The following is a 13100-nucleotide window of genomic DNA, read 5'->3' on the forward strand; positions in this document are numbered from 1 at the left end:
AACGGCCGGCAGGACGCCTGGCGTCTGGGCGGAGCGGGGCGTCAAGGGAGCGGCCGGCGGGAGTGCCTCCGCAGGCCTCCCTGCCCCCACTGCTCGGGCTGCATGGGTTGAAGGAGTGGACAGGGAAGGTCGGAGGCGCATGGCCAGGCACGACATCGTCGTCATCGGGGCGTCCATGGGAGGCGTGGAGTCCTTCACGTCCCTCGTGAAGTAGTTCCCAGGAGACTTCCCGGCGGCGGTGTTGATGGTGCTCCACCTGGCGCCGCGGCATCGCAGCGTGCTGCCGGATATCCTCTCGCGTGCGGGGGCCCTGCCGGCGAAGCACCCGAAGCATGGCGAGGCGCTGGAGCCCGGGCGTATCTACGTGGCGCCCAATGACAGGCACCTCGCACTTCGCCTGCCCCGACTGCGGTGGGGTGCTCTTCGAGATGAACGACGAGGGGTTGTTGCGGTTCCGCTGCCGCACGGGGCACGGCTACACCGGGCAGGCGCTCGTGGCCGGACAGCAGAAGGGCGTGGACGCCGCGCTATGGGCCGCGCTGCGTGCCCTGGAGGAGAACGCGGCCCTGGCCTGGCGCATGGCCCTGCGCGCGAGGGAGCGCAACCACCTGCAGTCGGCCAGCCGCTTCGACGAGCGCGCCAGGGCCACCGAGGCCCAGGTGCTGGTGCTGCGCGAACTGGTGCTGGGCTCTCCGCCGAGTGACGCGGAGGACCTGTCGGCGCACGATGAGGACGACGCCCAGCGGCAGCAGGGCTGAACGAGCTCCGATGTCTCGAGAACCTCCGTCGGGTGGGGCTCCGCCTCAGCGCGTGGTGACGACACGCTCCGCCTTGCTCTGGGCGGTGAGGGCCTCGGCCTCCGCGCGCTCTGCTCCATCAGCAAGTCCGCGGCGAGGTCCAGCAGCCCCTCGCGGCGCAGGGCGAAGTGGAAGCGGGCCAGCACGCGCTTCTGCAGGTCCGAGTCCAGGTCGATGAAGACGTTGCGGCAGAGGATGAGGTCGATGCGCGAGACGGGCGCGTCCGACACCAGGTTGTTGACGCCGAACACCACCGGGCGGCGGATTTCCTTGTGCACCGCGTAGCCGCCCGGCGCGGGGACGAACCATCGCGCGAGCCGCTCCTTCGAGACGTTCTCCAGCTGGGCGGCGGAGTAGACGCCCCGGCGCGCGAAGGCGATGGCGGCCTCCTCCACGTCGGTGCCGAAGACCTTCAATTCAGGGCCGGGGAGGCCGGGGCCAGCGCCTCCGCGGCGGCGATGGCCAGCGGGTACGCCTCCTCGCCCGTGGCGCAGCCGGCGCTCCAGATGCGCAGTTCCTGGTCCGGACGGCGCCGCTGCGCCAGCTCCTTCAGCACCCGCTCCAATCCCATCCACACCTCCTTGTCCCGGAAGAAGGTGGTGAGCTTGATGCGCATGGAGGAGATGAGCGTGGTGGCCTCGTTGGCGGCTCTCTCCAGCAGCGCCAGGTAGGCCGACCGGGTGCGGCAGCGCGTGGCGGCCATGTGCCGCTCGATTCGCCGCTGCGGCGTGGCCTGCTTGTAGTTGCGGAAGTCGAAGTGACGCGCCTGCCGGACCTTCTCCAGGATGGCTTCGAGTTCATTGTCGCGCGGAGGGCGAGTGGCCATGAGGGCTCGCTGTAGCCCAGGGTACACGGGCGGCAAGATGGGGCAGGACCTGTCGGGGGGCTGCGCCATCGTTCTCAGGTCCAATTCCGACCCGGTTCCACCCTCCCCATTTCCTATGCCATCCACATGCACGCCACACTGACGGACCTGATGGAGTCGCTCCCATCGAGGGCCCGCCTGTCCGTGCAACTACGGCTGGCACGGCTGGCCGAGGTGGCCGAGCACTGGCCGGTGGGAGATGCGCGTTGGGGCCAGCTCGCGCGGCAGGACGGCGAGGCGCTGCTCTTCTACGCGGAAGGGTGCTGCGTCCGCCTGGAGCTGCAGCCGGAGCTGCGGCGACTGGTGGTGCGGGAGATGGGCCACGTGCTCATCCGTCTGCCCGGCTCACGTGCCGCGTAGGCAGCGTCAGTCGCGTCCAGACAACCTTGAACATCTCCTGAACATCCTTTCCTGAACAGCGCTGGGCCGCCTGTCGGGCAAGGGGCTCGTGCGGCATTGCCCTGGAGGGTTACATCTCAAGCCCAGGTGTGGGTGCGTAAGCCGTGAAGCACGTCGCGGACGGGATTCCGAGAGGGCGACATCCATGATTGGAGAGCGGATCCGCGTGGCCATCCTGGAGGACCAGCAGGTCTTCCGGGAGTGCCTGGTGGCGGTGTTGGAAGGCGCGGGCATGGAGGTGGTGGCGAGCTGCTCGCAGACGGCTCCCTTCCTCGCGCGGATGCGCGAGTCGGTGCCGGACGTGGCGTTGGTGGACCTGCGGCTGGAGGCCCAGGGCCGCGACGCGGTCTCCGGCGGCATGACGGCGCTGCAGTGCCTGCACGACTTCTACCCCGGCGTGAAGACGCTGGTGATGTCGGGGGACCAGGACTCGTCGGTGGTGGAGCAGTGCCTGAGCATCGGCGCGGCCGGGTACCTCTGGAAGCAGAACGTGGGGCTCAACGAGATGGTGGAAGCCGTGCAGCGCGTGGCGCGCGGCGAGCGGCTGATGCCGCTGGGGCTCGCGTGGAGCTCGCCCTTCCAGGGCTTCCAGCCGCAGCAGGAGCCGACGTCCAACGGCGGTGAGCTGGGCAAGCTGACGCTGCGCGAGCGCGAGGTGCTGGGCTACATCGCCGCGGGCGCGGACAACCTGAAGATTGCCGCGTGCCTCGGCATCACCGAGCGCACGGTGAAGGCGCACATCACCAGCATCTACAAGAAGCTGGGGCCGGAGAACCGCACGCAGCTCGCCGTCCTCGCGTGCCAGCTCGGCGTGCAGCGTCCCGCCAGCGTCTGAAGCACCCGCGCCCCGCCCGTCAGGGCTGTGTGGCGCAGCACCCCATCCCGTCCTGCGGGGCATTCGACTCGCGGCCAATGTCCGCGCGGCTGCGCGGGTGGCATCGTGTTGCCAGCCGCGGTGCTCTTCGCTCTTCACTCCCCCCAACGGGGGCACCGCGGCTCATGAGACGTCCCCCCAGGCGGGCCGGGGCAGCCCACACGGACTGCCCCGGCCCCGCGCTCTCGCGCTACACGCCGAGCGCGTGAGGCTCGGGCTGCGTCTCCCAGCGGGGCGCGCCCAGGTGCTGCAGGAACCAGAGGCCGGCCAGCTCCACCATCTGCGTCTGGGTGCCGGGCTCCTCGAAGCGGTGGGTGGCGCCGGGGATGACTTCCAGCCGCTTCTCCGACTTCAGCGCGGCGAACGCGCGGCGGTGCGGCTCCAGCGCGGCCGTGTCATTGCCGCCGACGATGAGCAGCGTGGGCGCGCGCACGCGCGACAGCACCGTGGAGGACATGGCCAGCCGCCCGCCGCGGCACACCACCGCGTCCACGGATTCGGGGCGCAGCGCCGCCGCCGCCAGGGCCGCGCCCGCGCCGGTGTAGCTGCCCAGGTAGCCCACGCGCAGGCCGCTGGTGCGAGGCGCACGCCGCAGCCAGCGCGCCACGCCCGCGATGCGCCCGGCGAAGAGGCCCACGTTGAAGCGCAAATCCCTCTCGCGCCACGCCTCTTCCTCCGCCGCCGTCAGCAGGTCCACCGCCAGCGTGGCCAGCCCCTCCGCCTGGAGGAGGCGGGCCACCGTCAAATCCCGCTCGCCGCGCCGGCTGCTGCCATGGCCGCGCGCCAGCACCACGACGCCCGCCGGGGCCTGCGGCACCTGGAGGATTCCGCGCAACTCCACGCCCTCGTCCACCGGCACCCGCACCTCGCCGTTCTGCGCCGGCGCCACGTACGCCGCGGGCCCTTCCCCCGGAGTCACCAGTCCTCGTACCCCCTTGCCAGCACCCTCATCCGACCTGCGTGAACCCTGCTTCTTCATGCGGAGTCCTTCCTTTTGTCGGACTGCGTCAGCCTTGAAGTTGCACACTCCACCAGCGAGTGGGACTGCAGGGCCCGTGCCAGCCCATGGGAGGGCAGGGGAGCGGCCGGGCGGAGTCAGGGAATGAGGGCGATGCGGGCGGACTCCCAGGGGCGTCGGCCCAGGGTGTCGTGAAGCCAGAGCGAGTGCTGGCGTTCCTCCGCATGGTGACAGCGTAGCAGGGCCGCGACTTCCGCGGGCCACTCGTCCCGCAGCAGCAGCGCGTAGCTGTGGTCCACCAGATGTTCACAACCCGCCACGGCGGTGAGGGCCGCTTCGATTCGTGTAGAGCCTTTCGTTTTTACGGGAGGAGGCGGGCCCACCAGCGGGCCGTGACGGACCTCCAGGGTGGTGGCCACCGGGGCCTGGCCCTGGCGCTCCAGGAAGGCGTTGAGGGCCGCGAGGTGCTGGAGGTGGTCGTTCAGGAAGCCCTCCAGGTGCGGGCGCAGCGAGGGCAATTCCACGCGCCGCAGGGCGGCGGCGTGCGCCGCGGCCGCGTCCGCGTCCAGGAAGATGAGCTCCCGCAGCAGGTCCAACTGGTTCTGGGAAAGCATGTGCGCCTCGGCCTTTCGAATCAGCGTGTGCCCGAAGCGAGGGGCGAGTAATTGCCCCTTCGTACGACGTGGCCCTGACATGCCGCGCTCGCGCGAGCGCGCGCTGCGTCACGGCTTCGTGGCGACGATGAGCTCGAAGGGACCGGTCAGGACTTCGGCGTTTGTGAAGCCCGTCTCGCCGAGCACGCGCAGGTAGTGCTCCACCTCGCGCAGCCGGCTCACGCACGAGTCCACTCCGATGAGGAAGTAGGACCAGAAGAACTGCGCGGCCAGGCGCTCCGGCGTGCGGAACTCCTCGCAGATGAGCACGCGGCCTCCGGAGGGCAGTGCCTCGAAGGCCTTCTGGAGCAGCGCGCGCGCGGTGTCCGCGGGCCAGTCGTGCAGCACGCGCACGAAGGACAGCGCGTCGTAGCCGCGCGGCAGCGGCTCCTTCAGGAAGTCTCCGCCGACGAAGCCCAGTCGCCCTGGCGGCAGGCCGTGGCACTCGCGGGTGCGGACCACAAGGCCTTCCGTGGCGGAGAGGTTGAAGACGTCCACGGCGAGGCCGGGGTGCTCGCGGACGAGGTGCGCCGCCAGCGTGCCGTCGCCGCCGCCCACGTCGAGCAGGCGCCCGCCGTGTTGCCACAGGCGCGGGCCGTGGGCGCGGAAGGTTTCGAGGATGGGCGGGAGGCCCGCGGCCATGCTGGCCTCGAAGCCCTCCACCTGCTCGGGCGTGCGCGGGGGCCAGTCGAAGGCGGTGGCGGGCATGGAGTGATTGCCGCGCAGGACTTCGGGCAGCCTGCCGCGCAGCTCGCTCCAGGCGTACTTCTCGCGGTCCCGCTCGAGCGAGCGCGGGCCCAGCACGGCGCTCGCGGCCGCGCGCAGGCCCGGCACCGCGCGGTAGCTGGCGGACTCCAGCGCGTCCGAGGGCTGCTCGCGCGTGACGAGGCCCAGGCTCTCCAGGCAGTCCATCAGCTTGTAGAGGCGCCCGGGGATGAGGCCGTGCGTCCGGGCCAGCTCGCCCAGCGTCACGGGGCCCGGCTCCAGCGCGTCGAGCAGGCCGAGCTGGAGGGACGCCTCCACCACGTCCACGGCGCGCGCGCCGTTGAAGAGCAGGTGCAGCAGCGCGCGCGGGGAGGGGGGCGGTGGTGCCACGGTCATCGCTCGACGGGGGGGAACGCGGGGGCGGCGTGCATGGGACAGCCTCCTCCCGCGGCGCGGACCTTCGGATACGTCTCGGAGGGCCCGTCCAGGCAGCCCTCGCGGGGGGCACCCGGGGCGACGCCGCCCTCGCGCCGCCATGTGGACGTCAGCTCCACGCGCACGTCCCAGAGCTGGCGGAACAGCGGCAGCAACATCCGCCCCGCGAGCACCTGCGAGGGCAGCCCGTCCAGCGCCTTCACCGCGCGGTCCACGCCGATGGTCCGTCGCACCAACTGGAAGTGCGCGTACAGCCAGCCCTGGAACGCCTCGTCCACGTCCACGAGCTGCTCGCAGATGCGCTTCAAGTCCTGCGGCCCGCCGGCGGAGTAGATGGCCTTCAGCGTCACGCCACGCCGCTCCAGCAGCCGCTCGAGCGCCGCCTCCAGGCCTCCCGCCGCGTGGCGGAGCATGTTGTAGCCGGGGGACTCCTGCCCGCTGCCGTTGCCCAGGTTGCGGCGGATGATTTGATACGTGTCCGGCGTCATCGTCTCCAGCACGGACAGCTCGCCCACCATGGAGCGCAGCACCCGGTGGATGCGCTCCAGCCGCGCCGAGGCCCCCCACAGCGCGTCCGTGTCCAGCTCCGCGACGACTTCCACCGCCTCGCGCGAGGCCAGCTTCAGCCACAGCTCCTGCGCCTGGTGCACCACCTGGAACAGCAGCTCGTCGTGGGTGACGCGCTCTCCCTCCCCTGTCTGCAGGGACAGCAGCTCAGGTGTCTTGATGTAGACCTCGTAGTCCAGCTCGCCGCGCCCGACCCACTTCTTCAACAGCGGGTTGAACAATGGCTCAGAGAGTTCGAGACGTAACTTTTCCGCAAAACTGTAATCAGGGGCCGTGCTCATGGAGCCCTCCGGAGGGGGGGAACTTCGGAAGGTGGTGCGACTCCCCTCGGGCCGCCAAGAGGTGCCCGGGGGCGGGGGGATGGATAGCGGAGGTACTACACAGCGGAGGTTCTACTCGGTGGCCGGGGCCGGCGTGGGGTTGGGCGGCCGCGGTTTGAGGCGGAAGGAGCGCAGGCGTTGGGCGAGTTCCTCACCCTGGACGCTCTTGGAGATGTAGCCGTCCGCGCCCGAGGCGAGGGCGAGCGAGCGCAGCTTCGACTCGTCCGAGGCCGAGTAGAGGATGAACTTCGTCTTCGCGGAGGCGTACTGCCGGGCCAGGTTGACGACCTTGTCGCCCTTGAGGGCGGGGAAGTTCACGTCGATGAGGACGAAGTCCGGCTCCACGGAACGAACGAGGTTGGAGACGCCCAGCGCGGAGGTGTGCGTCAGCACCTCGAACCCATAGGCGCTCAGCGAGCGCTGCACGAGGTCGAGCAGGTCCGGGTCGTCGTCCACCACCAGGACGCGTGCCTTTTCTTCAGCCATGGGTTCTCCCTAGATGCTTGCGAATCATCTCGAGCAACTGGTCACGATCAAGGGGTTTCGTGAGGTACGCGGTGCAGCCGGCCGCGTGAGCCTTGTCCTGGTACTCGCGCCCCGCGTGCGCCGTGACGGCGATGACGGGGACGTTGGCCGCGGACGGTAGTGAGCGCAGGCGGCGCGTCACCTCCCAGCCGTCGAGCCGCGGCAGGGACAGGTCCATGAGGATGAGGTCCGGGTTGTCGCGCGTGGCCCGCTCCAGGCCATGCTCGCCGTCCTCCGCTTCAATCACCTCGAAGAGGCCGCCGAGGTAGCGCCGGACGATGTCCCGGTTCTGCGCGCTGTCCTCCACGTAGAGGATGCGCGGCAGCTTGCCGGCGGTGGCGGCGCGCTGGGACAGGAGCAGTCCCTTGGCCTGCGCAATCACGTCCTCCAGCGCGTGGCCGCCCTTCTTCACGAAGCCCGCGAAGCCGTCGCGCAGGAGCGCTTCCTCTTCCGCGGAGAGCGTCTTGCCGGTGAGCACGACGACGGGCACCTGGAGCTTCTCCGCGCGCAGGCGGCGCAGCACCTCGAAGCCGTCCAGGTTGGGCATCATCAAGTCGAGCACGACGAGGGCCGGCGGCGAGACACGCGCCTTGAGGAGGGCGTCCTCGCCGCTGCGGGCCTCGGCGGTGGAGAAGCCGGCGCGGCGCAGGTTGCGGCTGACGAGCTCGCGGGTGGCGGAGTCGTCGTCCACCACCAGCACCTCGCCCACGGGCGCGGCGGTGCTGGCGGACGTCTGGCCGAGGCAGCGCTGCACCACCTCCACCAGCCGCTCCGGCTCCACCGGCTTGACGAGGTACTCGCACGCGCCCAGCGAGAAGCCCCGCGCGCGCTGCTCCTCCACGGAGATGAGGATGACGGGGATGCCGGACAGCGCGGGCTCGCTCTTGAGCTGGCTGAGCACGGACCAGCCATCCAGCTTGGGCAGGTGGATGTCCAGGAGGATGGCCTGCGGCTTCAACTCCCGCGCGCGCTTGAGGGCGGCGATGCCGTCCTCGGCCACCACCACCTTGAAGCCCGCGGGCTCCAGTTGCCCCGCCACGAGCTGCTGCATCAGCGGGTCGTCGTCCACCACCAGCACGGTGCTGCCCGGCGGGGCCACGGCGCCCACGTTCTGCGCCACCTCGGCCATGGGCACCGGGCGCTCGGAGGTGGGGAAGGACGACAGCGCGGTGGCGCCGGCCGGCGCCTCCAGCGAGTTGGGCAGGCGCACGGTGAAGGTGGAGCCGCGGCCCAGCGTGGACGTCACGGACACGTTGCCGCCCAGCACGCGCGACAGCTCGCGCACAATCGCCAGGCCCAGGCCGGTGCCGCCCACCTTGCGCGTGGTGGAGCCGTCCACCTGGCGGAACTTCTCGAAGATGAAGGGGAGCTGGTCGGAGGGGATGCCGACGCCGGTGTCCTCCACCGTCATCACCACCTCGTCGCCGGCGGGCACGAGCGTGAGGGCCACCTCGCCCGCGTCGGTGAACTTGGCGGCGTTGCTCAGGAGGTTGAGCATGATTTGCCGCAGCTTCAGCGCGTCCGAGCGCAGCATGCGCGCCGCCGGGTCGATGTGCGTGGTGAGGGCCACGTCCTTGCCCTTGAGGTACTCCTTCACCGTGGCCAGGCACTCGTCGGCCAGCTCCTGCACGTCCACCTGCTCGGTGACGACTTCGACGCGGCCGGCTTCAATCTTGGACAGGTCGAGGATGTCGTTGATGAGCGCCAGCAGCGTCTTGGCGTTCGTCTTGACGACGTTCAAGTCGCGGCGGCCGTGGGCGGTGAGGCGGCTGCCCTCCTCGCGCATGAGCAGGTCGCAGTAGCCGATGATGCCGTTGAGCGGCGTGCGGATTTCGTGGCTGAAGTTCGCGAGGAACTCGCTCTTGAGGCGGGCGGCGGCCTCGGCCTCGCGGGCGCGCTCCTCCTCGTTGCGCTTGGCCACCACCAGCTCCTGGGCCAGCCGGTCCAGGTCCTCGTTCTGCTGGCGGATGATTTCCATCTGCAGCGCGCGCTGCTGGTAGGACGCGAGCGAGCGAGCGGACACGGCGCGCGTGCGCTTGATTTCCTCCAGGCTGGCGGCGAGCTGCTTGTTGGCGGCGAGCAGCTCCGCCTGCGACGCGCGCAGCATCTCCTCGCGCTGCTTGCGCTCGGTGATGTCCTCGGTGACGCCCAGCACGAAGCGGGCCTCGCCGTGCTCGTCCAGCAGGGGAATCTTCCGCGTGGCGAAGATGAGGTCCACGCCGTCGGCCCGGGCCACCTCCTCGAAGGACTTCATCTGCTTCGTGGAGAGGATTTCGGTGTCGATGGCGACGAACGAGTCCGCCTGCTCCTTGGGGAAGTAGTCGTGGTCCAGCTTCCCGAGCAGCCACTGCTTGGTGGTGCGGAAGATGTCAGCGAATGTCTTGTTGGCCACCACCAGCCGGCGCGTCTCCGCGTCCTTCACGAAGAGGACGAAGGGGAGCGCGTCGATGATGTTCTCCATCAGGTAGTTGGTGCGCTGCAGCTCCTCCGCCGTCTTGTTGTGCTGGCGGCGGTCGGCCGTCATGCGCAGCTCGCGGCGCAGCACGGGCGCCAGCCGGCTGAAGCGGTCCTCGGTGACGTAGTCGAGCGCGCCGGCGCGCACGCTGGCCTCCAGCGTCTGCTCGCTCCAGTCGCGCGAGAGCACCACGACGGGCAGTTCCTTGCCGTGCTTCCGCCAGAGGACCTGCACCTCGGAGAAGCCCAGGCCCGGCAGCTCGGAGCCGCAGAGGGCGAGCGACCACGTCTTCGACAGCGCCCCCTCCACCTCGGCGGCGGTGGTGGCGCGCTCGGTCTTCACGGACAGGCCCGCGTTGGCGAGCGCCTCCTCCACCCGCTGGCACTCGCGCTCGCTGCCCACGAGCAGCACGGAGGTGTTGTCCGCAATGTCGGAGTTCGGCATGGCTCTAGTTCGCCCCAAACACCAGCGTGGTCAGCGTGGTGTTGATGTGGAAGCCCGAGTAGATCTCGAAGTGCACGTTCATCCCAGCGGCGGTGGGTGCGGCCCTGAGGGTCTCAGCGAGCTGCGACACGGTGTTGGTGGCGCTCGCGTACCACATGCGCCCACCACAGTGGAACAGGAGAGCGGCCTGGGGGTTCTGCACCCGGCGGGGCATCTCGTCGGTGAAGAAGCTGCGCGTCATGGCGGCCATGTCGCCCAGCTTCATCAGCTCCAGTTCGGTGCCCTCCTCCAGGAGGTTGGCGAAGAGGATGGAGCCGTCCTCCTGGGGCTTCCAGGCGGCGCGGATGAAGTACTCGCGGCCCACGCGCAGGGCGGTGGGGCGCACCGCGAAGCCGTGCGGCGTGCCGAACTCGAGCTGGCTGACGTCCTCCACGCCGAGGATTTCCGCGTAGCGCTTCGCGGCGGGCCTGCCGTCGATTTCGAGCGCGCGGGTGTGGCTCTCGTCCACCTTCGTGATGGTCAGCTTCTCGCCGGTGGGCACGTACCAGTGCGAGCGGAGCGCGGCCCAGGGGGCGTTCGTCTTGAAGAGGGCCACCAGCACCGCGTCGCCCGCGACTTCGCCGTCCACGTGGATGAGGGCGGACTGCTTCGCGGGGTCGCGGTTGGTGTCGCTGGCGCCGCCGCCGACGAGCACCAGCGTCTGGCTCTTCTCGAGGATGCCGAGCAGCAGCTCCTCCTTCTTGTAACGGAAGCCGTCGTCGATGACGAGGCCGACGTACTTGCGCGGGTCCAGGTCCTGCTGGCGCACGCCGAGGTCGTCACAGGCGCGTTTGATTGCGGCCGCGCCCGCGCCGATGGCGTCCACGGACAGGCCGCTGCCCAGGCCCAGGCCCACCTCGAAGTCACCGGACAGCGAGGCCAGCACCACGCTGCCCTCGTGGATGCCGGTGTTGTCCAGCTCGCCCGCGGTGGTGGCGCCGATGAGGCGGGTGCCCTTGGGCAGGCGCTCGCGCACCGCGCGGTTGAGGGACTGCTGGTCGCGCTCGCGCGAGGCGAACATCGTCACCAGCCGGGGGCTGGTGCCCCCGAGCTGGCTGAGAAGGTCCTCCGCGGCGGCATCCGGCTCCTTCAGCGTGGTGCGGGCCGTGTGCATCTTCACTTGAGCCATGGAGGACCTCCGGGGTTGAGAAGGGCGGCGGCTACAGGCCGCTGCCCGGGTGCTGAGTATGACAGGCCCCGGTGCACTGCTGGAACGACTCCTGCCCGCCACCGACGTACATGCTCTCGATGGGTCCGAAACGAGCCACATGGCTCTCCGGGTAGGACTTGTGGCAGGACAGGCAGGCGGCCTTGCTGGTGCGCTGGGTGCTTTCCTTCGTCAGGTGGCACGAGGAGCACTTCTCCAGGGGCGCGTCGAAGCGGTTGGAGCGCGAGTGGACGAAGTGGGTCCGCACGAAGATGGGACCTTCCAGCTCGAACTCGAGGGGCGCGTGGCAGCCCGCGCAGGCGGCGCGATTGTCATTGGCGTGGAGCACCTGGCTGAGCTCGCCACCCTTGCTGTGGCAGGTATTGCACGGGCCGGTGGTGAGCGTGGCCTGGGTGTGCTGGGACGTGCCCACCTGGATTTCAATCGTCGTGGAGCCGGGCAGGTCCTCGCCCAGGTAGACGCGGCGGCCCTTGGCCGTCACCAGGTAGGTGCCGGGGGCGGCGTTCGCCGGGACGGTGAAGGTGAAGGTGTCCGTGTTGATTTGATTCCAGAGGTTCGGGTCGATGAAGGCGCCGCCGAAGAGGACGTTGGCGAAGGGGAAGGTGGTGAACTGGGAGAAGACGCCGTCGCGCTCGGGGAGGCCCACCACCTGCGCGTCGATGTCCGGGTCCAGGAACGCGCCCAGGCCGACGATGGAACGGATGGGCTGGATGTTCTGGGCGGGGCCGATGATCTGCGCCATGAGCATGCGCTCGCGGTGCTTGCGCCGGTAGTACGTCGTCGTCGTGTCGAAGAAGGCACGGTAGTAGTTGAGGCCAGTGTCCGCGTCGCCGTCGGGCGCCACGTCGTTGTAGGCCGGAAGCACGCCCTCGGGGTGCAGGCGCTTGCCCGCCCCGTCGCGCAGGGAGAGCTGGAAGGTGATGTCACTGCCCGGCGCATACGTCCCGTCCGGCCGCGGCGGGGTGAGCGCCGCGAGCTCCAGCTTGAAACCGTAGGAGTACGCGGGGTTCTTCACCTGCTCGACGGGAATCTCGTAGGGGGCGAACGGCCGCAGGCTCCAGCGCAGGCGCAGGGCGCGGGTGCTCGGCTGGAAGGTAATCGTGTGTGCCTTGGCGTGGTCATACGCGTTGCGCAGCTCCACCAGCGCCTCCTCCTCGTAGGCGGTGGAGGCCGAGCAGTCCGTCCTGGTGGTGCAGCCCGTGGCCGTCTGGATGGCGCGGAAGCGGCGGACGAAGAAGTCGTCGCTCTCCGTGCGGCGCGTGTACTCGCTGCCCGCATTCACGAGCACCGGCGCGCCGGTGAGGCGGCCCCTCGAGTCCACCGGCTCCACCGTGAAGAAGCTGGGCACGTCCATCCAGGCGGCGTCGCGGTAGAAGCGGCGGCGGGTGAACGGGGCCCCAAGGCCCGTGGACTCCTGGTCCGCCACGCGCGCGCCCGTCCAGCCCAGGCCCGCGAAGTCGCTGTTGGTGCGCAGCGTCTTCAGCCCCTCGTCCGTGGTGGCCTGCACCACGGCGCGGATGTCGATCTGATTGATGTAGAAGGTGCCGCCCGCGCGCACGCGCACCGGCTTGCCCTCGCCGTTGCTGACCTCCAGGGCCAGCGCCACCGGCTTCGTCGCCGGCCGCAGCGCGTCCGCGTCCGACTCGGTGACGGCCTGCGACTGCGCCTCGACGGCTTCGTCCGCTCCGGTGCCGCCGGAAACCTCGGGCCCGCCGCAGGCGAGCATCAACGTTGTCAGGGATGCGAGCAGGGCTGCTCGGCACGTGGGCAGGGGGGAGGGCATGCGCGAAACAGACGTCTCGCGACGCGCCCGGGGGGTTCCAAGGCCACCCATTGTGAATCTCCTCGTACGTTGGTGGGCGCCGTCATGGCGCCCCCGGCCAGCGGACCCTGTGG

Annotated in this window: 12 protein-coding genes and 2 pseudogenes; 4 read left to right on the top strand and 10 right to left on the bottom strand. The window is 70.2% G+C overall.

Annotated elements, in window-relative coordinates:
• Positions 1-244: 244 nt before the first annotated feature.
• Both ACVTJA_RS05540 and ACVTJA_RS05545 read left to right on the top strand, forming a co-directional pair.
• Positions 245-358, top strand: a pseudogene (locus ACVTJA_RS05540) (chemotaxis protein CheB); the annotation flags it as partial.
• A gap of 16 nt (positions 359-374) precedes the next feature.
• On the top strand, positions 375-758 hold the full coding sequence (locus tag ACVTJA_RS05545; RefSeq protein ID WP_465840777.1) for a hypothetical protein: 384 nt from the start codon (positions 375-377) through the stop codon (positions 756-758).
• A 200-nt stretch (positions 759-958) separates the two neighbouring features.
• Here ACVTJA_RS05545 and ACVTJA_RS05550 read toward each other — a convergent pair.
• A pseudogene (locus tag ACVTJA_RS05550) lies at positions 959-1192 on the bottom strand (CheR family methyltransferase); the annotation flags it as partial.
• 17 nt (positions 1193-1209) lie between these two features.
• Positions 1210-1623: a CheR family methyltransferase gene (locus tag ACVTJA_RS05555; RefSeq protein WP_465834405.1), complete on the bottom strand. Its 414-nt coding sequence runs from the start codon at positions 1621-1623 to the stop codon at positions 1210-1212.
• 126 nt (positions 1624-1749) lie between these two features.
• Here ACVTJA_RS05555 and ACVTJA_RS05560 point away from each other — a divergent pair, with 126 nt between their 5' ends.
• Together ACVTJA_RS05560 and ACVTJA_RS05565 are read left to right on the top strand one after the other, a co-directional pair.
• Entirely contained in the window at positions 1750-2022 is a 273-nt protein-coding gene (locus ACVTJA_RS05560) for a hypothetical protein (protein ID WP_465834406.1), read from the top strand.
• A gap of 184 nt (positions 2023-2206) precedes the next feature.
• Positions 2207-2896, top strand: coding sequence for a response regulator transcription factor (locus ACVTJA_RS05565; RefSeq protein WP_465834408.1), 690 nt, complete (start codon positions 2207-2209; stop codon positions 2894-2896).
• A gap of 229 nt (positions 2897-3125) precedes the next feature.
• On the opposite strand, the gene ACVTJA_RS05570 is transcribed toward ACVTJA_RS05565, so the two are convergent.
• The 8 genes from ACVTJA_RS05570 to ACVTJA_RS05605 form a co-directional block, all read right to left on the bottom strand.
• The gene (locus ACVTJA_RS05570) at positions 3126-3914 is read right to left on the bottom strand and encodes a dienelactone hydrolase family protein (RefSeq protein WP_465834410.1); all 789 of its coding nucleotides are present in this window, start codon (positions 3912-3914) and stop codon (positions 3126-3128) included.
• Positions 3915-4030: 116 nt separating this feature from the next.
• The gene (locus tag ACVTJA_RS05575) at positions 4031-4507 is read right to left on the bottom strand and encodes a hypothetical protein (protein ID WP_465834411.1); all 477 of its coding nucleotides are present in this window, start codon (positions 4505-4507) and stop codon (positions 4031-4033) included.
• A gap of 108 nt (positions 4508-4615) precedes the next feature.
• On the bottom strand, positions 4616-5641 hold the full coding sequence (locus ACVTJA_RS05580; protein WP_465834413.1) for a methyltransferase: 1026 nt from the start codon (positions 5639-5641) through the stop codon (positions 4616-4618).
• Positions 5642-5643: 2 nt separating this feature from the next.
• Complete coding sequence (locus ACVTJA_RS05585; protein WP_465834414.1) at positions 5644-6459, bottom strand: tryptophan 2,3-dioxygenase family protein; 816 nt, start codon at positions 6457-6459, stop codon at positions 5644-5646.
• Between the two features lie 186 nt (positions 6460-6645).
• A complete protein-coding gene (locus ACVTJA_RS05590) occupies positions 6646-7059 on the bottom strand; it encodes a response regulator (RefSeq protein ID WP_465834416.1) in 414 nt (137 codons plus the stop codon).
• Positions 7052-9997, bottom strand: a complete 2946-nt coding sequence (locus ACVTJA_RS05595) for a response regulator (protein ID WP_465834418.1) — start codon at positions 9995-9997, stop codon at positions 7052-7054. The genes ACVTJA_RS05590 and ACVTJA_RS05595 overlap by 8 nt, the downstream gene beginning before the upstream one ends.
• A 4-nt stretch (positions 9998-10001) precedes the next feature.
• Entirely contained in the window at positions 10002-11165 is a 1164-nt protein-coding gene (locus ACVTJA_RS05600; RefSeq protein ID WP_465834420.1) for an FIST signal transduction protein, read from the bottom strand.
• Positions 11166-11196: 31 nt separating this feature from the next.
• Positions 11197-13038, bottom strand: coding sequence for a cytochrome c3 family protein (locus tag ACVTJA_RS05605; RefSeq protein ID WP_465834422.1), 1842 nt, complete (start codon positions 13036-13038; stop codon positions 11197-11199).
• Positions 13039-13100 lie beyond the last annotated feature (62 nt).

It is taken from the genome of Pyxidicoccus sp. M6 (assembly GCF_055568925.1).